General features: G+C 69.8%; 17 protein-coding genes, 1 tRNA gene and 1 pseudogene. 10 read left to right on the forward strand and 9 right to left on the reverse strand.

Annotation, left to right across the window (positions count from 1 at the left end):
* Together ACYVDG_RS29495 and ACYVDG_RS29500 are read left to right on the forward strand one after the other, a co-directional pair.
* Positions 1–725 (forward strand): ISAzo13-like element transposase-related protein (locus ACYVDG_RS29495; protein ID WP_460761805.1); only part of this gene is annotated, 725 nt, incomplete at its 5' end.
* Positions 726–780: 55 nt separating this feature from the next.
* Positions 781–1,002: pseudogene (locus ACYVDG_RS29500) on the forward strand (IS3-like element ISTesp3 family transposase); the annotation flags it as partial.
* On the opposite strand, the gene ACYVDG_RS29505 reads toward ACYVDG_RS29500, so the two are convergent.
* From ACYVDG_RS29505 to ACYVDG_RS29515, 3 genes are all read right to left on the reverse strand, one after another.
* The gene (locus ACYVDG_RS29505; protein WP_460761900.1) at positions 995–1,291 is read right to left on the reverse strand and encodes a DUF4158 domain-containing protein; all 297 of its coding nucleotides are present in this window, start codon (positions 1,289–1,291) and stop codon (positions 995–997) included. The pseudogene ACYVDG_RS29500 and the gene ACYVDG_RS29505 sit on opposite strands and share 8 nt — an antisense overlap.
* 614 nt (positions 1,292–1,905) lie before the next feature.
* A tRNA-Arg gene (locus ACYVDG_RS29510) sits at positions 1,906–1,981 on the reverse strand.
* Positions 1,982–2,133: 152 nt separating this feature from the next.
* Positions 2,134–3,384 carry an aspartate aminotransferase family protein gene (locus tag ACYVDG_RS29515; RefSeq protein WP_460761810.1) on the reverse strand — a complete coding sequence of 417 codons (1,251 nt, stop codon included), beginning with the start codon at positions 3,382–3,384 and terminating at the stop codon, positions 2,134–2,136.
* A 158-nt stretch (positions 3,385–3,542) separates the two neighbouring features.
* Between ACYVDG_RS29515 and ACYVDG_RS29520 the strand changes: the two genes are divergently transcribed.
* Entirely contained in the window at positions 3,543–5,009 is a 1,467-nt protein-coding gene (locus ACYVDG_RS29520) for an NAD-dependent succinate-semialdehyde dehydrogenase (RefSeq protein ID WP_460761816.1), read from the forward strand.
* 378 nt (positions 5,010–5,387) lie between these two features.
* Here the strand turns inward: ACYVDG_RS29520 and ACYVDG_RS29525 are convergent, their stop codons facing one another.
* From ACYVDG_RS29525 to ACYVDG_RS29550, 6 genes are all read right to left on the reverse strand, one after another.
* Positions 5,388–5,795 (reverse strand): hypothetical protein, encoded by a 408-nt coding sequence (locus tag ACYVDG_RS29525; protein ID WP_460761821.1) that lies wholly within the window; start codon positions 5,793–5,795, stop codon positions 5,388–5,390.
* A gap of 277 nt (positions 5,796–6,072) precedes the next feature.
* On the reverse strand, positions 6,073–6,918 hold the full coding sequence (locus ACYVDG_RS29530) for a hypothetical protein (protein WP_460761825.1): 846 nt from the start codon (positions 6,916–6,918) through the stop codon (positions 6,073–6,075).
* Positions 6,919–7,157: 239 nt separating this feature from the next.
* Positions 7,158–7,874: a GntR family transcriptional regulator gene (locus tag ACYVDG_RS29535; RefSeq protein WP_460761828.1), complete on the reverse strand. Its 717-nt coding sequence runs from the start codon at positions 7,872–7,874 to the stop codon at positions 7,158–7,160.
* 200 nt (positions 7,875–8,074) lie between these two features.
* A complete protein-coding gene (locus ACYVDG_RS29540) occupies positions 8,075–8,824 on the reverse strand; it encodes a maleate cis-trans isomerase family protein (protein WP_460761831.1) in 750 nt (249 codons plus the stop codon).
* Positions 8,825–8,850: 26 nt separating this feature from the next.
* Positions 8,851–9,690, reverse strand: coding sequence for a maleate cis-trans isomerase family protein (locus tag ACYVDG_RS29545; protein ID WP_460761834.1), 840 nt, complete (start codon positions 9,688–9,690; stop codon positions 8,851–8,853).
* A 117-nt stretch (positions 9,691–9,807) separates the two neighbouring features.
* Complete coding sequence (locus ACYVDG_RS29550; RefSeq protein WP_460761903.1) at positions 9,808–10,290, reverse strand: DUF3830 family protein; 483 nt, start codon at positions 10,288–10,290, stop codon at positions 9,808–9,810.
* A 301-nt stretch (positions 10,291–10,591) separates the two neighbouring features.
* Here ACYVDG_RS29550 and ACYVDG_RS29555 point away from each other — a divergent pair, with 301 nt between their 5' ends.
* From ACYVDG_RS29555 to ACYVDG_RS29585, 7 genes are all read left to right on the forward strand, one after another.
* The gene (locus tag ACYVDG_RS29555) at positions 10,592–11,620 is read left to right on the forward strand and encodes a D-2-hydroxyacid dehydrogenase (protein WP_460761839.1); all 1,029 of its coding nucleotides are present in this window, start codon (positions 10,592–10,594) and stop codon (positions 11,618–11,620) included.
* Between the two features lie 26 nt (positions 11,621–11,646).
* Positions 11,647–13,176, forward strand: coding sequence for an amidase (locus ACYVDG_RS29560; RefSeq protein ID WP_460761844.1), 1,530 nt, complete (start codon positions 11,647–11,649; stop codon positions 13,174–13,176).
* A gap of 295 nt (positions 13,177–13,471) precedes the next feature.
* On the forward strand, positions 13,472–14,143 hold the full coding sequence (locus ACYVDG_RS29565) for a response regulator (RefSeq protein ID WP_460761847.1): 672 nt from the start codon (positions 13,472–13,474) through the stop codon (positions 14,141–14,143).
* A gap of 102 nt (positions 14,144–14,245) precedes the next feature.
* Positions 14,246–14,677, forward strand: a complete 432-nt coding sequence (locus ACYVDG_RS29570; protein ID WP_460761851.1) for a hypothetical protein — start codon at positions 14,246–14,248, stop codon at positions 14,675–14,677.
* Positions 14,667–16,292, forward strand: a complete 1,626-nt coding sequence (locus ACYVDG_RS29575) for a sensor histidine kinase (protein WP_460761855.1) — start codon at positions 14,667–14,669, stop codon at positions 16,290–16,292. The genes ACYVDG_RS29570 and ACYVDG_RS29575 overlap by 11 nt, the downstream gene beginning before the upstream one ends.
* Positions 16,289–16,948 carry a response regulator transcription factor gene (locus ACYVDG_RS29580; protein WP_460761858.1) on the forward strand — a complete coding sequence of 220 codons (660 nt, stop codon included), beginning with the start codon at positions 16,289–16,291 and terminating at the stop codon, positions 16,946–16,948. Before ACYVDG_RS29575 ends, ACYVDG_RS29580 begins: the two co-directional genes overlap by 4 nt.
* A 143-nt stretch (positions 16,949–17,091) precedes the next feature.
* Entirely contained in the window at positions 17,092–17,700 is a 609-nt protein-coding gene (locus ACYVDG_RS29585; RefSeq protein ID WP_460761863.1) for a DUF4956 domain-containing protein, read from the forward strand.
* Positions 17,701–17,733 lie beyond the last annotated feature (33 nt).

Consider the following 17,733-nt stretch of genomic DNA (forward strand, 5'->3'; position numbering starts at 1 on the left):
GCCTGTTCTCCCGCATCACCCACAGTCTGCGCGGCCGACCGCTGACAAGCTACGAGGTGCTACTCCAGACCATCTCCGCCACCCAGACCCGCACCGGCCTGACCGTCAGGGCCGCGCTGGACGAGAACGACTACCCCACCGGCCGCAAACTCACCCCAGCCGAGCGCAAGGCCATCACGGAGCGCATCGACCGCGACGACTTCCACGGAGAGTGGAACTACACCATCGCCCCCTACGACCCTGAGCGGGCACCGCCGACCGAACCAGAGCAAGCGAAGGCACCCCCGATCCCGGCCAAGGCCACCCTCCTACTCACCCACCCCGCGCTGACCGGCATGTCCCGAGAGCAGTTCGAGCAGCTCGTGGAGGAACTCGAGCCCTGCCGCCGGATCTTGGCCGAGACCGAGCGCGAGAAGAAGAAGGGCATCAACCGGCGCGGATACAACCCCGGTTTCGGCTTCCTCGACCACCGCCACCGTGTACTGGCTGCCGTTTTGAGCCGCCGCAACACCGTCACCCTCACCCTGGCGGCCCGACTGCTCGGCCGGGACCGCAACACCCTGAGCTACCACGCGCACCGGACCATGCCGCTGCTGGCCTTCGCCTCCCCCGATATAGCCGCACTCCTCGCCCAGCCCCGGCGGACCCACCCGCCCCGCACGATCGAGGCCCTCCAGAACGCGATCGCCAACTACGAGACCAACATCAAATCAAGCAGTAGTTAATTGACGGCTCCTGAACCGCTTCCAGTTCGTTGCCGACCACCGACACACCTTCGAGGTGAAGCGGTTGTGCGAGGTCATCGGCCTGGCCCGGTCCTCGTTCTACGCCTGGCTCCAGGCCGCCCCCGCCCGGGCGGCACGCCAGAGCGCGGACCTGGCCCTGGCCCAGCAGATCCATGTCCTGCAGGACCCCAAACAAGGCGGCGACCCCGCCTACGGGGTCCCCCGGATCACCGCCGACCTCAACGAACACGCCCGCGAGGGCCAACGGGTCAACCACAAGAAGGTTGCCCGCGTGATGCGCGAGCACGACCTGGCGGGCATCCGGGGTCGACGTCGAGCTGGTCGGAGACGAAGGCCACCGCGCGCTCAGGCACCCGGGTGGGGCGGTCGGCCTGGAAGATGCCGAGCATGCGCACGGTGCCCCACCGCACCGCCCACCCCAGCCGGGTGGGCCGGGTGGGCCGGGTGCGTTTACCTACGGCCAGTTCCCGGGCCGCCGGGCAGGGCAACCACTCAACCCAGGCACCCTGGCCGATCACCTGCGCATCATGGGCATCCCGACCCATCAGGTCCGCACCTCGGCCTTGCGCCAACTCGTCCTCCAGGCCCCCGCACCCGTCATCGCGCGCTCGTTGGGCTTCCACGACAAGACCATCATCCGGATTGCTTCAGACGCGGGCGGCCCTGGAGCCGCTACGCCGCTGACCACGACTCTCCGTGATGGTTCAGCAAGAGTCCGGCCTCGAATAGGCGCTATTCGGATACGCGAGCATGCCAGTCTCGACCCCCCGTCCACGTGGACTCTTCAGCGGCTCAGAGCTGGTCCGGACACAGGTGGTCGATGCACCGCCATCGACCAGACGCTGTCCACGCAGCGTTTCGCCGTCCATGGTCGGGGCACTGACCTTGAAAGGCTTGCTGATGGTTAGGTTCTACCTTGAATCAAAGGGATGGTGCTCTGAGAGCGTGAATACCGGAATCGCAATCCGGCGGAAAGTGGCCCACCATCTGAAACGGTTGGCTCCCACGGGACTCTGCGGGAAGAACTACAGGTCAGAGCCGGTCCGGTCTGGAGTCCACTTGGCTCCCACGCTGAAGTCGTACGTGCGTCCGAGCTGCACACAAAACGGCCCAGAGCTGCGTTTCCGCTGCTCAGGGCCGCTCTGCCACTGTCTCATGGTGGCGCACTCGGGAGGACTCGAACCCCCAACCTTCTGATCCGTAGTCAGATGCTCTATCCATTGAGCTACGAGTGCAGGTCTTCAGTTGTGTGTCGCCCGGGTGAACCCTTGGGCTCTCCCTTGCGACGTCTCCGACTCTATCACGGTGCTGGAGTGCCTTCGCGCCCTTTTTCTGTGTGACACGGGCCATGCGGACGCCGCCGGGGGTCCGGCGGCGTCCGGGGTGGTCAGGAGGTTTCCTCCACGGTGGCCGCCCACAGCTCGAGGGCGGTATCGACTTGGTCGGCGTTGACGACGAGCGCCGGGATGAAGCGCACGACGTTTCCGGCGGGACCGCAGGTCAGGAGCAGGAGGCCGTTCTGCGCGGCGGCCTGCTGGGCCCTCTGGGCGGCGGCACCGTCGGGGGTTCCATCGGCCTTCACGAACTCGTTGGCCTGCATCAGGCCCCGGCCTCGCACGTCACCGATGCCCGGGTGGGTCTCCGCGATCTTGGCGAGGCCCTGGTGGAGCCGCTCTCCCTGGCGGGCGGAGTTCTCCACGAGGCCTTCCTCCTGGATCACGTCCAGCGTGGCCAGGGCGGCGGCGGTGGACACCGCGTTGCCGCCGTAGGTGCCGCCCTGGGAACCCGGCCAGGCCTTGTCCATGATCGACGCGGGCGCGGCGATGGCGGAGAGCGGGAAACCGCTGGCCAGGCCCTTGGCGGTGATGACGATGTCGGGGCGCACACCCGAGTGCTCGTGCCCCCAGAAGGTGCCGGTCCGACCGAATCCGGTCTGCACCTCGTCCATGACCAGCAGGAACCCGTGCTCGTCGGCCCGCTCGCGCAGGCCTTGGAGGAAGGCGTCGGGCACCGGCACGTAGCCGCCCTCGCCGAGGACCGGTTCGATGAACACCGCGGCGGTGTCCTTCGGGGAGGTCACGGTGGCGAACTGGTAGTCGAGCTCGCGGAGGGCGTAGGCCACAGCGTCTGCCTCGGACATACCCAGCCGGTAGGCGTACGGGAAGGGCGAGACCACGACTCCCGGAACGAGCGGGCCGATGCCCGCGCGGATCTTCACGCCTGAGGTGGTCAGGGATGCGGCCCCCATGGTGCGGCCGTGGAAGGAGCCCTGGAAGACCACCGCGTTCTGTCGTCCGGTGGCCTGGCGGGCCAGGCGCAGGGCGGACTCCACCGCCTCACTGCCGGAGTTCACGTAGAACAGGCGGTCGACGCCTTCGGGGAGCACCTCGCCGAGTCGCTCGGTGAGTCGCAGGAGGGGCCGGTGCATCACGGTGGTGTACTGGCCGTGGATCAGCGTCGCGACCTGCTCCTGGGCGGCGGCCACCACCTTGGGGTGGCAGTGCCCCGTGCTGGTGACACCGATCCCCGCGGTGAAGTCCAGGTAGCGGCGGTCGTCCTCGTCGTAGATGTAGACACCCTCGCCTCGTGCGGCGAGGACCGGGGTCGCCTGCTTGAGGGCCGGGGAGAGCTCCGCCATGCGAGCCTCAATTCCTTGTATCGAGTTCCGTAGGATTGTTGACAATCGACGCTGCTATGGAAACATCCGGGGCGCGGCGGTGTCCAGCGGGCGCACGTCGGGCAGTTCTGACCACAAGGCCACCCGTACCGGGTCGGCCCGTCGACGGAGGAGAGAACATGTCGGATCAGGAAGCACGGGTCATCGCACAGGTGGACAAGAGGGTCTTCCTGGGTGGGAAATGGCGGGACGCCTCCTCCGGCGCCACCTTCGGGGTCGAGGACCCCTCAACCCGCAAGGTGCTGTGCGAGGTCGCCAACGCCGGCAAGGAGGACGCCCTGAGCGCCCTGGACGTGGCGGCGCGCACCCAGCCGAGCTGGGCCAAGGTCTCGCCCCGCCAGCGCAGCGAGATCCTCTACCGGAGCCACCAGCTGCTCATGGAGCGCCAGGAGGACCTGGCGGTCCTGATGACCCTTGAGATGGGCAAACCCCTCGCCGAGGCCCGCGGCGAGATCGCCTACGCCGCTGAGTTCTTCCGGTGGTTCGCCGAGGAGGCCGTGCGGATCGACGGCGGGTTCTCCACCTCGCCCGACGGCAAGTCACGGTTCCTCGTGATGCACCAGCCGGTCGGCCCCTGCATGCTCATCACCCCCTGGAACTTCCCCATGGCGATGGGAACCCGCAAGATCGGCCCGGCCATCGCCGCCGGGTGCACGATGATCCTCAAGCCCGCCCAGCAGACACCCCTCTGCGCGCTGGCGCTGGCGGACATCCTCGCCGAGGCGGGCCTGCCAGAGGGCGTGCTGAGCGTCCTGCCCACCACCGATGCTGGCGGGATCACCGAGCCCCTCCTCACCGACGGCCGGATCCGCAAGCTGTCCTTCACCGGATCCACCGCCGTGGGCAGGAAACTGCTGGAGCAGAGCGCCAGCCAGGTGCTGCGCACCTCCATGGAACTGGGCGGCAACGCGCCGTTCCTGGTGTTCGACGACGCAGACCTGGACGCGGCGGTGGACGGGGCGATGCTCGCCAAGATGCGCAACATCGGTGAGGCGTGCACGGCGGCCAACCGCATCTACGCGCAGGCCGGGATCGCCGAGGAGTTCTCCCGGCGCCTCAGCGAGCGCATGGGTGCGCTCCGCCTCGGCCGAGGGATGGACGACAACGCGGACGTGGGCCCGTTGATCGACGACAAGGCCCGGCAGAAGGTGCAGGACCTTGTGGACGACGCCGTGGATCGGGGCGCGCGCGTGCTCGTGGGCGGCGGTCCGGGTGACGGACCGGGGCACTTCTACCAGCCGACCGTGCTCGCCGACGTGCCGTTCGCCGCTGAGCTGTCCAACACCGAGATCTTCGGCCCGGTGGCGCCGGTGCTGTCCTTCGAGACGGAGGAGGAAGCGGTCGAGGCCGCCAACGACACCGAGTTCGGTCTGGTCAGCTACCTGTACACCCAGGATCTCAACCGGGCGATGCGGGTCAGTGAGGCCCTGGAGACCGGCATGGTCGGGCTCAACCAGGGCGTGGTCTCCAACCCCGCGGCGCCGTTCGGCGGGGTCAAGCACTCCGGCCTCGGCCGGGAGGGCGGCCGAGTCGGTATCGACGAGTTCCTGGACACCAAGTACGTCGGAATCGGCGGCCTTACCTAGTTCTCGTTCTTACCTGGTTCTCGCTTTTCCGCGCATAGTCCCTTCAACCTCTGAAATACGACACCGTAAAAGAAAGCGGGAATGGTCCGTTTTCGAGAAACGGGTCATGGCACCCCGGCTTTCGGGGTGCCATGACGGGGCACGGCCCCGGAGGAGGAACCTGCGTTACCCGCCCAGGCCGCAGACCTCCGATCCCCCTCCAGGGCCGCTGGAGGCACCTCGGACGACGGGGACTCCTCCCGATCCCCCGGGCCCGCCGGTACGCGCCGTGGACCCCCACGGTCCCACTGGCGCCGCCGTCAGTGCTGGCCCGTCCCTGATTGCCGTCCGAGGCCGTGTGCCCCGCCCCAACAGCGGGGGCACACGGTCTTGTGGGGACTAGACCAGGCCGTCGACCAGGTCGGTGTCCACGGCGTCCGTGTCGACGGCGTCGGTGTCCACGGCGTCGGTGTCCACGACCTCGTCGGTCAGGCCGTCCACGTCGGCGCCGCCGACGGTCTCCTCGACGTCACCGACGGCGGGGACCTCGGTGTCCACGATGTCGGTGTCGACGTCCGGCACGTCCGCCACCTCGGGCACGTCCGCCACCTCGGGCACGTTGGGCAGGTCGGCGGCGGGAACGGCGGTGTCGACGGCGGGGAGCTCCGCCGGAACGCCGGTGTCGATCCCGCCCGCGACGCCTTCGAGGGTGTCGGCGGCGGCGAAGCCGTTGCCCAGGGCAACGAATCCGGCGGCACCGGCGGCTACGAAGAGGGTCTTGGCGGAGGTACGGGCGTTGATGAGCATGAGGATCCTTCCGGATTCCGTTCGCCGGTTCGAGCGGGTGGTCCGGCCGGGGCCCGCGAGGTTGGACGGAAGCGGGGCGTTCCCGGCCGGGGTTTCAGTCGGTGGCCTGGCTGGCCGCTGACTGACGTGGGATCCGCTTTCTCGGGAGAGCGGAGCCCGCGTCAGTCCCCAGAGCTGTCGGCCGGTCGCTCACCGTGGCGGTGCGGGCCGTGGCTGGGCAGGGGCGCGTGCAGGCGGAATGTCGCGGGAAGGCGACGGAGAGGGAGAACAGAACCCGTTAGTCGGGTGCGAAGGTCGGCTCGTCCGCGGCGGCGCTGGGCACCGCGTGTAGGACGTGCCGGGCGGCCTGGTTCAGGCCGGGCTCCGGGGCGGGGGCGCCGGTGACGGGCAGGAAGCCCGCGACGGCCGCGCCGGGCGCCGCGCCGCTGTTCGCGGCGGCGGTGGCCGCGCTGATCTGCGCGGCGTGATGGTGGGACCCGGTTTCGGCCCCGGAGGCGTCGTCGGTGGCGACGGCCTCGGTGGCGGTGTCGACGGACTCGGGGAGGTCGTCCATCACGTGCGGGCCCTCTTGCGGGCGCACAGGGCTCTTGGGCTCGGACTCGGCACCGGACTCCTGAGCTTGCTCGCCCCCCTGGTCCGGCTGCTGGGCGGCCTCTTCGCCGTCCTGACCGTTCAGGCCGGTGGCGGTGTCGTCGATGTGGCCGTCGAGTTCCGCGGTGACGCCGTCGAGGGTGTCGTGGACCGGCTCGACGATGTCGGTGCCCTGGACCGAAACCTCGGGGACGACCGTCTCGGAGACGTCGCGCGCGGTCGCGGTGGTCTCCTCAGTGACGTCGGTGAGGGTTTCACCGACCGGGTCGGTGTCCTCCAGCGGCTCGGTTTCCAGCACCGGCTCGTTCCCGGCCGCCGGTGGGGCGTCCTCCGTCGGCTGGGCCTCGTCCACCAGTTCAGCGTCCCCGACCAGCGGGATCTCCTCGGCCTCTGCGGTCGAAGACCCCAGGATCCAAGCACCGAGGAGGGTCCCCATGAGGAGGCCGACGAGCACCAGGGCCCGTCGGAGCGGCGCGGACAGCACGACGGCACGGGCGCCGGGGGCGCTCGCGGGGCCGTGGGGTCCAAACACCGGGGGTTCCTTCCAGAGGCAGGGGAGGACGGCGTCGCCTGAGGCCCGAAATGGCCTTTATGCGCCGCCCGAAAAGGACGCTAGCACGGAATACCCACCCCTACGCAACCAATACGGCACATTTCCTCGCAGCGAGTCACCGGGAATTCCCGCGCGGCCCCGGACGGGCCTTCCCAAGCGGGTCCGCACAGACTTTCCCCGCGAGCCCGGAACGGCCCTTCCCGGTCGGTGCAACGGACTCAGGCCCCGGCCTGTTCGTCGTCCTCCTCCGACGACAGGGCGCCGGATCGGCCCGCCGTCTCGGCGTTGATGCGCTCGACGGTGTCGACCATGTGCGACTCGATGAGCTCCAGAAGGCGGTCCTCGGCCCCGTCCACGATCGCGTCGAGGATGCGCTGGTGCTCGTCCAGCAGCTCACCGGGTTCGGGGTACACCTCCTGCATCACTGTCAGGCACATCCGGGTCTCCACCAGCAGAGTCTGGGCCATGCGCTCCAGGCGCGAATTGCCGGCGCAGCTCACCAGGGTCTGGTGGAACTCCTGGTCGGCGTCGCTCATCGCGCCCCGGTCGGCCCCCGCGGTGGCCTCGGCCAGTCGGCCCAAGGCCGGGGTGAGGCGGGCCAGGGCCTCACCCCGGTTGCCCCGCATGATCAGCTGGCAGGCGGTCCGCTCCACCGCGAGCCGGGCGACGTAGATGTCCCGGACATCCTCCGGCGCCAGCTCACGGACGAACAGGCCCCTGTGCCGTTCACTGCGGAGCAGACCCTCCTGGACCAGGCGCTGCATGGCCTCGCGGAGCGGACCCCTGCTGACCCCGAGCTGCCCCGCGAGTTCGGCCTCACCGAGCTGGTCCCCCGGTGAGAGGGATCCGTACATGATCGCTGACCGCAGTTGGTCGGCGATCAGTTCGGCGGTGGACCTCCGGGGAACGGGTCTGAGCTGACCGGGGACAGACATGGGGTTTCCTTCCCTTGGGTGCTGGGTGTCAGGGCCCTTGGGGCTGGATGGGACTCGGGGTGTACCTCGGGTTCGGGTCCTACCTCGGACTCAGGACGGATGAGGACACGAGCGTGCGAAGCGGACAGAAACCGAGGCTAGACCCTCTTCCGGATGTTTCCGCGCCGTCCGCACCTTCCGCGTCATACACGCCATACGCCCTAGGCGCCGTCGAAGACGCTCCGGACCGCGGCCGGGCCGGAGCGGAACAGGGCGCCCGGGCCGGGCCGGGCACCGCACTCACCGGCGAGCCGGAGCCCCTCCCAGATGCTCACCTGGTTCGCGGTGAGCACCGTCTTGCCCAGGAGGGCCTCCAACGGATCGATGAGGTCGGCGCTGTGCAGGGCGGTGTCCGGGACGAGGACCGCGTCGGCCTCCGGGTGGTCGTTGGCGACGACGAAGTCGACCGCGTCGTTGGGGTCGAGTCCTCCCACCTCGGCCGCGGTGGCGATGCCGTGGCTGCCCATGGACAGCACGGTGACACCCGCCTCGGTGAGGAACTCCACGAAGCGCTGGGCGACGTCGTCCGGATAGGTCGCGGCGATCGCGACCCGGGACGCGCGGAGCTGGCCCAGGGCGTGTACGAAAGCGAAGGAGGTGCTGGACGCCGGGGCGCCCGCCACCTCGCGCACCCGCTCAACCTGCTGCCGGGCGCCCTCCCAGCCGAACACGAAGCTTCCGCTCGTGCAGGCCCACACGGCGGAATCGACGTCCATGGCGGCGAGCTCGCGGGCGCCTTCGGCGAGCACGTCCTCGCTGCCCACGTCCAGCAGGGCGTCCACCCGGTGGGCGTCCACCCGCATGAGGGTGTGCACCACGGGGAGCTCGACCTCCCCGCCGAGCAGCCCCGTGAAGGTCTTGTAGTCGTCCTCGGCGCTGTAGCCGGGGTAGAGGAATCCGACTCGGGTCATGTTTCTCCTAGCTCCGGGGCGGGCGGTCAGACGACGCTGGGCGCCGCCGCGTCGATCAGCCGCTGTCCGTGGGCGACGGCCCGCCGGTCGGCGGCGCGCAGCAGCGCCCACATGGTGACCTGGTTGGCCGCGATCACCGGTTTGCCCAGCTCACGTTCCAGGGGCGCGATGATGTCGTAGGTGAGGACGTTGGTGCAGCTGATGTACACGGCCTGCGCGTCCGGGCGGTCCACCTCGTGCACCGCGCGGGCGACCTCGGCGTAGGTGACCCTCCAGATGTGGCTGAGCAGGCCGAGCCCGACGCTGGAGGTGACCCCGATGTGGTGCTCGGCGAGGTAGTCGAGCAGGCGGTCGGTCACACTGTCCACGTAGGGGGTGACCACCGCGATCCGGTTCACGTCCAGGCTCTCCAGGGCACGGATCAGCGCCCCGGACGTGGTGGCGGCCGCCGGTGCGCCCGCGTCCACGATGGTGCGGTGGAGCTTGCGTTCCCCCTCGGCCCCGTGGACGAAGCTGCCTGAGGCACAGGCGTAACCGACGGCCAGTGGCTCGGGGGCGAGGAGCGCGCGTACTGCTTTGGTCACCGCCTTGCCCTTGCTGAGAGCGGCGGCCTGGTCGACCGTCACCGGCACGTGCACGTAGGGCAGGCGGGTGACGTGCAGCGAGATGTCGTCGGGTGCCCACCGCCACAGTTCGCGGTCGAGCGCGAAGTCGTAGGGCGCGATCACACCGATCCCCGACTGCCACGGGGGCGTGTTCGACCCCGGCAGTTCGACGACCTCGTTCTCGACGCCCAGGTCGGGTACGTGCGAGTTTGCTTGTCCGGCGTCACCTTCAGGGGCCGGTCGGGTTCCTTCGGTCCACATCGGTCACTCACCTCCCAGGCTGTGCTTCTCGTGTCGGACTTGCGAAACGGCATGAGTTGACACGTGCCCGGCGGCACGTGTTCGGAGGGGTCGTGTTCGCGGACACGGGGTCGTGTCTCAGCGGTCGAGCCGGTCGTACAGGAGGCGCTCGCCGACACTGCCGGAGCGCCAGACGTCGTTGCAGGCCTCGGCCATGGCGGGCAGGTTCTCGACGACAGTGGCGAACACGTTGCCGGGCACCCAACCCACGTCACCGTTGAGGAGGAGGTTGTTGCGCCCGTAGAAGAGGGCGAGGTCGATGACGCCCGGCAGGTGGCTGATGCCCTTGTCCTCCTTGAAGGAGCGGTCGAGCATGCCCCCGTCGAAGGAGAAGTAGACGAGGTCGCCGGGGATCGGTGTGACGGTGGGGTTCTCTTGGCCCGGTTCGGGGTCGGCGAACCTCGGGACCATGGTGTAGACCTCGTTGCGCGCGTACTTGGCGTGTTGGACGGCGTCGCCCTGCGGAAGGGCGTTCCACACCGCCTCGCAGGTACGGGGGGCGTCCTTGTCGAGCAGCTCGGCGACGCAGGAGACCCCGCGTTTGGCGAGCGTGACGGTCATGTACCTGGGCAAGTCGGGCCCCTTCGACGCTTGGGTTCGGGATCCTTGGCATCCGTCCGCGGTCGTGCGACTGTGGATTGTCTACAATCTTACGATCCATCTGCCGGGGGCGGCAATAGACCTCCGGACGTGCGGGTATCCCCACTGCGTCGGGACCAGTGTGCAATGCCCCTTTCGCACAGAACAACCGTTTTGTGGATTGTTGACAATCCTATGTCGGCTCCCTAGCGTTTCTCGTGCAAGGGCGAACCCACACCCCCGGCGGCCAAGCAAGTGACCGTCGCAACCGGAAAGCGCGCCCGTGAACAGTCCCACCACCCTTTCTGCGCCCGATCGTCCCCGTCTCCTCGTGCTGCACGGTGACGACCTCCCCCCAGGCCACGAGCGCATCGACGGCCATCCGGGGCTCGGTGAGGTCGTCTACACCACCGCCGACGAACTGTCCGCCAAACTGCCAGGCACGGACGCGCTGCTCGTCTGGGACCTGTTCACCGAAGCGCTGTCCACCGCCTGGCCCAAGGCCGATTCCCTGCGCTGGGTGCACGCCGCGACCACCGGCGTGGACAACCTGATGTTCCCCGGTCTGGTCGAGAGCGACGCCGTCGTCACCAACTCCCGCGGGGTCTTCGACGAGCACATCGCCGAGTACGTCCTGGGCCTGGTCATCTCCTTCGCAAAGGACTTCCACCGCACCTGGGAGTACCAGCACGACCGCCGCTGGAAGCACCGCGAAACCGAACGGGTGACGGGTAAACGCGCCCTCGTCGTCGGCACCGGGCCCATCGGCCGCGCCATCGCGCACAAGCTCCAAGCGGTCGGGATGGAGGTCGGCGCCTCGGGCAGCCACGCCCGCGGCGGCGACCCCGACTTCGGCACCGTCGCCGAGTCCAGCCTGGCCGAGCGGGCGGCCGACGGCGGCCCGACCCTGCACGGCGAGCTCCCCGAGGCCGACTACGTGGTCGTCGCCGCCCCGCTCACGAAGGCCACCCAGGGCCTGGTCGACCGGCACTTCCTCGACCTCATGAAGCCCACCGCGCGGCTGATCAACATCGCCCGCGGCCCCATCGTCGTCCAGTCCGACCTGGTCGCCGCCCTGGACCGGGGCGCGATCGCCGGTGCGGCACTGGACGTCTTCGAACGGGAACCGCTCAAGGCCATCAACCCGCTGTGGGGCCTGCCCGGATCCATCGTCTCGCCGCACATGTCCGGTGACGTGGTCGGTTGGCGCGAGGACCTGGTCGAGCTGTTCCTGGACAACCTCGCCCGGTACCTGGACGGGCAGGAACTGCGCAATGTCGTGGACAAGAGCCGGGGCTACGTGCCCGGCTGACCCTTCGCGTGATTTGGGAGGCTGAAGTGACGATCCGTTCCGACCGGGCCGAGACCGACAACGCCGGCACGGCCGTCGGTGCGGCCGCAGGCTCCGCCGGAGCCGACGCGGGGGCCGTTCGCGGCGTCCCGCTGGCACGCTCCGGAGATCCCGTGACACCGGCCGACCTGTCCGCCGAGCAACTGCTGCACGCCTACTCCACCGGGGAGCTCTCCCCGGTGGAGGCGGTGGAGTCGGTACTCGAGCGCATCGAGCAGGACAACCCCGCGCTCAACGCGTTCTGCCTGGTGCGTCCGGAGGAGGCGAGGGAGGCCGCGCGCGCCTCCGCCGAACGGTGGCGGCGCGGCGAACCCGAGGGGCGCCTGGACGGCGTGCCCGCCTCGGTCAAGGACATCCACCTGACCAAGGGCTGGCCCACCCTCAAGGGTTCGGTGACCACCCCCCAAGAGGGCCCGTGGGAGGAGGACTCCCCGGTCGTGGCCCGGATGCGCGAGCACGGCGCGGTCTTCGTCGGCAAGACCACCACCCCCGAGCTGGCCTGGAAGGGTGTCACGGACAACCCCCTCAACGGGATCACGCGCAACCCTTGGGACCTGTCCACCACCCCCGGCGGCTCCAGCGGGGGCTCCGCGGCGGCGGTGGCCGCAGGGATGGGCCCGCTGTCCACAGGGACGGACGGGGGCGGGTCCATCCGCATCCCGGCCAGCTACACCGGGGTCTGCGGGATCAAGCCCACGTGGGGGCTGGTCCCGCACTACCCGGCGAGCCCGTTCGGGTCGCTTGCCCACACCGGGCCGATGGCACGGACCGTCGGCGACATGGCGCTGATGCTGGACGTGACGTCCGGATTCGACTCCCGGGACTGGATGGCGATGCCGACGCCGGGCCCCGGGCTGGCCGACGCCGGTCGCGGCACCGACCCCGAGGAGCTCGTCCGGGGGTTGCGCATCGCCTACAGCCCCACGCTGGGCGGCTTGGCCGTGGACCCGGAGGTGGCCCGCGCGGTCGACGCTGCCGTGCGGGTCTTCGAGTCCCTGGGCGCGAAGGTGGAGGAGGCCGACCCGGGGCTGCCCGAGTCCGTGGAAGAGTTCAAGGTGCTCTGGTACTCGGGTGCGGCCAAGGCCACCGAGCACCTCACCGATCGGGACCGGGAGCTCCAGGACCCGGGTCTGCGGGAGATCATCGCGGAGGGGTTGACTTACTCCGCCCAGGACTACCTGACCGCGATGGCGCTCCGGATGGCGATGGGCATCCGGATGGGGCACTTCCACGAGACCTACGACCTGCTGATCACCCCGACCATGCCGAACGTGGCCTTCGAGGCGGGGCTGGAGTCGCCACCGGAGCTGGCCGGGCGGCGGTGGACCTCCTACGCCGGGTTCAGCTACCCGTTCAACATGACGCAGCAGCCCGCCGCGAGCGTGCCGTGCGGGTTCAGCGAGTCGGGCCTGCCGATCGGCCTGCAGGTGGTGGGGGCCCGCCACGCCGACCGTCGGGTGCTGCGCGCCTGCCGCGCCTACGAGTTGGCCAGCCCGTGGTCCGGACAGCACCCCTGAGGCCGACGCGCCCCCCGTGCCATGGCGGGAACCACCGTGGCACGGGGAGGTAGACCGCCACGGCACGCGGGATCCTTGGTGACGGACTGGTGACGGACTGGTGACGATAGGGCGCGAGTAGTCACACCCGCACCAGCCGTGATCAGGCACTTCACCCCCCGGGCAGGATTTTTGTCCGATTCCAGGACCTTTGCCCGGGGGGTTTATTGCCTTAGGACCACCGTCGCCCCCCTCGGAGGTATTACGGTCTTCCTGTGGTGTCACGTGCGCACAGACGCGGGATGAGGGAGGACCGATGACGGGCGATGGAGCCGAGAGCGCTCGGAGGCAGATCCGGGTCTTCCTCGTAGACGACCACGAGGTCGTCCGGCGCGGTGTGGCCGCGCTCTTGGAGACCGAGGACGACATGACCGTGGTCGGCGAGGCCGGAACGGCCGAACAGGCGCTGTCACGGATCCCCGTCGTCCTGCCCGACGTCGCCGTACTCGATGTGCGGCTCCCCGGCGGTTCGGGCGTCCAGGTGTGCCGCGAGATCCGCTCCGACCACCCCGGGATCGCCTGCCTGATGCTCACCTCGTTCGCGGACGAGGACGCCCTCTACGACGCGGTCATGGCCGGTGCCGCCGGGTACGTGCTCAAGCAGATCCACGGCGCCGACCTGGTCGGCGCGGTGCGCACGGTCGCCGCGGGCGGTTCCCTGCTGGACTCGGGCAGCACCGGCGCGATGCTGGACCGGCTGCGCGGCTCGCAGGCCGAACCCGACCCGCTGGCCGAGCTGACCCCGCAGGAACGGCAGATCCTCGACCTCATCGGCGAGGGCATGACCAACCGGCAGATCGGCGAACGGCTCTACCTGGCCGAGAAGACCGTGAAGAACTACGTGTCCGCACTGCTGGCCAAGCTGGACCTCAAGCGCCGCACCCAGGCAGCCGTTCTCGTCGCCGAGCTCCGCGGCCGCCGCTACTAACACCCCGCCTTAGCGCGCGGCCAGCTGTCGACCTGCGAGAATGAAGAGTTCCTCATGTCCGCTTCATGCGGACGCCGCCTTCCCCGTGGATGCTCGACAGGTATGAGATCACCTCTGGTGCCGCTGGTCTTCGGGACGTTGACGGTCCTCGCCGTCGCGGCCGTCGCCCTGCTCTGGGCACTGTTCATCCGAGGGCCCGAGCCCCATCCGCCGAGCGAGGTGGTGGTCGGCGAGTCGCCCGACGCCCCCGCCGTCGAATCCACGGACGACGGCGTGGTCGACGGGCCCCCTGCCGTCACCGACCACGACGGGGACGGCACGCCCGACGAAGACGACCCCGACCTGTCCCCGACCGAGCCCCCGGCGGACACCCCGGCGGAGACCCCGGCGCCGGAAACACCGCCGACCTCCGATCCCCCCTTCGCCTGTTACGACGACAACGCGGACTACGACGGCTGGGGTGAGGACGAATGGGACGACTGGTGGGACGACTGCCTGGAAGACAGGTTCGAGGACGACGACGATGACGACTGACCGCCCCTCGGGAACCGGTGGCTCCGATCCCGACGCCACCACCGTCCGGGTCCCGCCGCCCGGCACCTCCAAACCCGCGCGGTCGGGCGCTACCTCGATCTTCCCGACGCTGGTCCTGCGCGGCCCCCAGCCGGAGCTGCCCCAGCACCGCAGGGTCCCGGCGCGGCTCATCATCATGGGATGGGTGGTCCTCCTCATGGCCGCCGTCCTCGTGCTGGTCAACCTGGTCACATGGAGCGCTCTGACAGCACGCACGGACGAGCGGGTCGACCAGGCGCTCTCCCAAGAGATCGCCGAGTTCGAGGAGTTCGCGGCGGTCGGTGCGGACCCCACCACCGGTGAACCCTTCACCGACCTCGCCTCCCTCATGCGCGTCCACTTGCAGCGCCAGTATCCGGAGGACTCCGAGATCCTCTTCGGCTGGGTCGAGGAGACGGAGTCCACCAGGTCGCGTGCCGGTGGTCCAGGGGACGGCGGACCCACCGAGGCCGGGCGCATCCGCCAAGGGCAGGAGCCGCCGTACGACCTGTCCGCCGACCCGGCGATGACCGAGGAGATCCTGGAGTCCCCTGACGCCCGGGGCGTCCTGGACACCCCCGCAGGTCCGGTCGAGTGGGAGAAGATCCGGGCGCACCCGCCGGAGGGCCAGGACAGCGGCGGCGGGTGGTTCGTGATCGGCTACTTCACCGCTGAGGACCGCGCCAACACCGCCGGGACCATGGGAACCCTCGCCTTGGTGAGCGCCCTCGGCCTGCTCGCCGCAGCGACCGCCGCCTGGTGGGTGGCCGGCCGTATCCTCGCCCCGGCCCGCCTGGTCCGCCAGACCGCCGCAGAGATCTCCGAAGAGGACCTTACGCAGCGCATCGAGGTGTCCGGGCGGGACGACATCGCCGCGCTGGCCGAGCAGTTCAACAGCATGCTCGACCGGTTGGAGGGCGCGTTCACCGCGCAGCGCCGGTTCGTGGACGACGCCGGGCACGAACTGCGCACCCCCATCACGATCGTGCGGGGGCACCTGGAGCTCATGGGCGACGACCCTGAGGAGCGCCAGGAGGTGGTGCGGCTGGTCACCGACGAGCTGGACCGGATGGGGCGCATCGTCGAGGACCTGCTGCTGCTCGCCAAGGCCCAGCAACCCGACTTCGTCCGCCCCTCCCCCGTCTCCCTCGCCGAGCTCACCAGCGACATCGACGCCAAGGTCCGCCAGCTCGGCGACCGCCGCTGGAACTTGGAGGCAATCGGCGAAGGCACCGCGCGCCTGGACCAGCAACGGGTCACCCAGGCGATGATCCAGCTCGCGGCCAACGCCGTCCGGTACGGTCCCGACTCCACCGTGCGGATCGGCTCGGCGATCCGCGGCTCCGAGGTCTACTTCTGGGTGTCCGACCAGGGGCCCGGCATCCCGGCAGAGGACCACGGCCGCGTCTTCGAACGCTTTTCCCGCGGCGGGCGCACCGCACGCGGCGACCGGGGCGCCGGGCTCGGCCTGGCGATCGTCCGGGCCATCGCCGAAGCGCACCGGGGCCGGGTGGACCTGCGTTCGGCCCCCGGCGCGGGTTCCACCTTCACCCTGGTCATCCCGATCGACCCCCGAACCGGAAGGGAGCACCTGTGAGCCGGGTACTCATCGTCGAGGACGAGGAACGTATCGCCTCGTTCGTCCAGAAGGGCCTGACCGCCAGCGGGTTCACCACCACGGTGGTGGGCACGGGTGCGGAGGCCGTGGACTACGCCGTCACCGGCGGTTTCGACCTGATGCTGCTGGACCTGGGCCTCCCGGACACCGACGGGTTCGACGTGCTCCGGAGGCTGCGCTCGCTGGGTGTGGACATCCCGGTGGTGATCCTGACCGCCCGGGACGGGGTCCGCGACACCGTGACGGGGCTGGAGATCGGGGCCGACGACTACGTCACCAAACCGTTCAGGTTCGAGGAGCTCCTGGCCCGGGTGCGGTTGCGGATGCGCACGGAGCGCACCGCCGACCTCACGGTGCTGCACGTCGGCGGGCTCTCCCTGGACCTGAGGACCCGCCGGGTGGCGGTGGGCGAGCGGTCGGTCGACCTCACCGCTCGGGAGTTCTCCCTGTTGGAGCTGCTCATGAGGCACCAGGGACAGGTCCTGAGCCGCCAGCAGATGCTGTCGCACGTGTGGGGCTACGACTACGACCCCGGATCCAACGTGGTGGACGTGTTCGTGCGCGCACTGCGCCGCAAGGTGGGTTCGGAGCGCATCGTGACGGTGCGGGGCATGGGCTACCGGTTGACCGGGTGACCGGGTGACCGGGTGACCGGGAGGGCGCGTGACCGGGCGGTCCCCGGACCGCCGGGAACGATGACAACCCGCCGAGGGAAAGATGAGGGTTCCTTCATCCGACACTCATGAAGGCCTCACCGGAGCGGCACAGGATAGTCACCATGTTCTGGTTCGCTCTTGCGGTCGACCTGACCGCGATCACGCTCTTGTCCTACGTCCTGTACTTCCGCCGACACGGTCGGCGGGACCTGGTGCTCGCCTACGTGGCACTCAACGTCGGCATCTTCGCCGTGGTGTCGATGCTGACCCAACAGGAGGTGGGGCTGGCCGTCGGCTTCGGCCTCTTCGGTGTGCTCTCGATCCTGCGGCTGCGCTCGGACACCATCAGCCAGGGCGAGATCGGGTACTACTTCATCGCGATCGCGCTCGGCCTGGTGAACGCCGTGGCCGCCCCGACCCCGTGGCTCCTGCTGGGGCTCAACGCCCTGCTGCTGTCCGCCCTGTTCGTGGCCGGGCATCCCAAGCTGTTGGCCCGCACCCAGCGCCGGATCATGACGCTGGACGTGGTGCACGAGGACCCGGTGGCGCTCCGGCAGGACCTGGAGGGACGTCTGCGCGGCCGGGTACAGCAGGTGGACGTCACCGAGGTGGACTACGTACGCGACCTCATGGTGGTGGACGTGCGCTTCCAGGAGCCGAAGCTGGAGTCCGCACCGGGCCCGGCCGCCGGACGCCGCCAGCCGATGCCCGCTTGGTGGGGTGGCCGTTGATCCCCGCGACCGCCGCTCCGGCGATCCCCCGTA

Source organism: Nocardiopsis oceani, assembly GCF_054777395.1.

Excerpts from the sequence above, each read along its gene's own strand:
- ACYVDG_RS29505 (WP_460761900.1), bottom strand. The coding sequence starts at position 1,291 with ATGGGTCGGGATGCCCATGATGCGCAGGTGATCGGCCAGGGTGCCTGG.
- ACYVDG_RS29515 (WP_460761810.1), bottom strand. The coding sequence starts at position 3,384 with ATGGCGGAGCTCTCCCCGGCCCTCAAGCAGGCGACCCCGGTCCTCGCC.
- ACYVDG_RS29520 (WP_460761816.1), top strand. The coding sequence starts at position 3,543 with ATGTCGGATCAGGAAGCACGGGTCATCGCACAGGTGGACAAGAGGGTC.
- ACYVDG_RS29525 (WP_460761821.1), bottom strand. The coding sequence starts at position 5,795 with ATGCTCATCAACGCCCGTACCTCCGCCAAGACCCTCTTCGTAGCCGCC.
- ACYVDG_RS29535 (WP_460761828.1), bottom strand. The coding sequence starts at position 7,874 with ATGTCTGTCCCCGGTCAGCTCAGACCCGTTCCCCGGAGGTCCACCGCC.
- ACYVDG_RS29540 (WP_460761831.1), bottom strand. The coding sequence starts at position 8,824 with ATGACCCGAGTCGGATTCCTCTACCCCGGCTACAGCGCCGAGGACGAC.
- ACYVDG_RS29545 (WP_460761834.1), bottom strand. The coding sequence starts at position 9,690 with ATGTGGACCGAAGGAACCCGACCGGCCCCTGAAGGTGACGCCGGACAA.
- ACYVDG_RS29550 (WP_460761903.1), bottom strand. The coding sequence starts at position 10,290 with ATGACCGTCACGCTCGCCAAACGCGGGGTCTCCTGCGTCGCCGAGCTG.
- ACYVDG_RS29565 (WP_460761847.1), top strand. The coding sequence starts at position 13,472 with ATGACGGGCGATGGAGCCGAGAGCGCTCGGAGGCAGATCCGGGTCTTC.
- ACYVDG_RS29570 (WP_460761851.1), top strand. The coding sequence starts at position 14,246 with ATGAGATCACCTCTGGTGCCGCTGGTCTTCGGGACGTTGACGGTCCTC.
- ACYVDG_RS29575 (WP_460761855.1), top strand. The coding sequence starts at position 14,667 with ATGACGACTGACCGCCCCTCGGGAACCGGTGGCTCCGATCCCGACGCC.
- ACYVDG_RS29585 (WP_460761863.1), top strand. The coding sequence starts at position 17,092 with ATGTTCTGGTTCGCTCTTGCGGTCGACCTGACCGCGATCACGCTCTTG.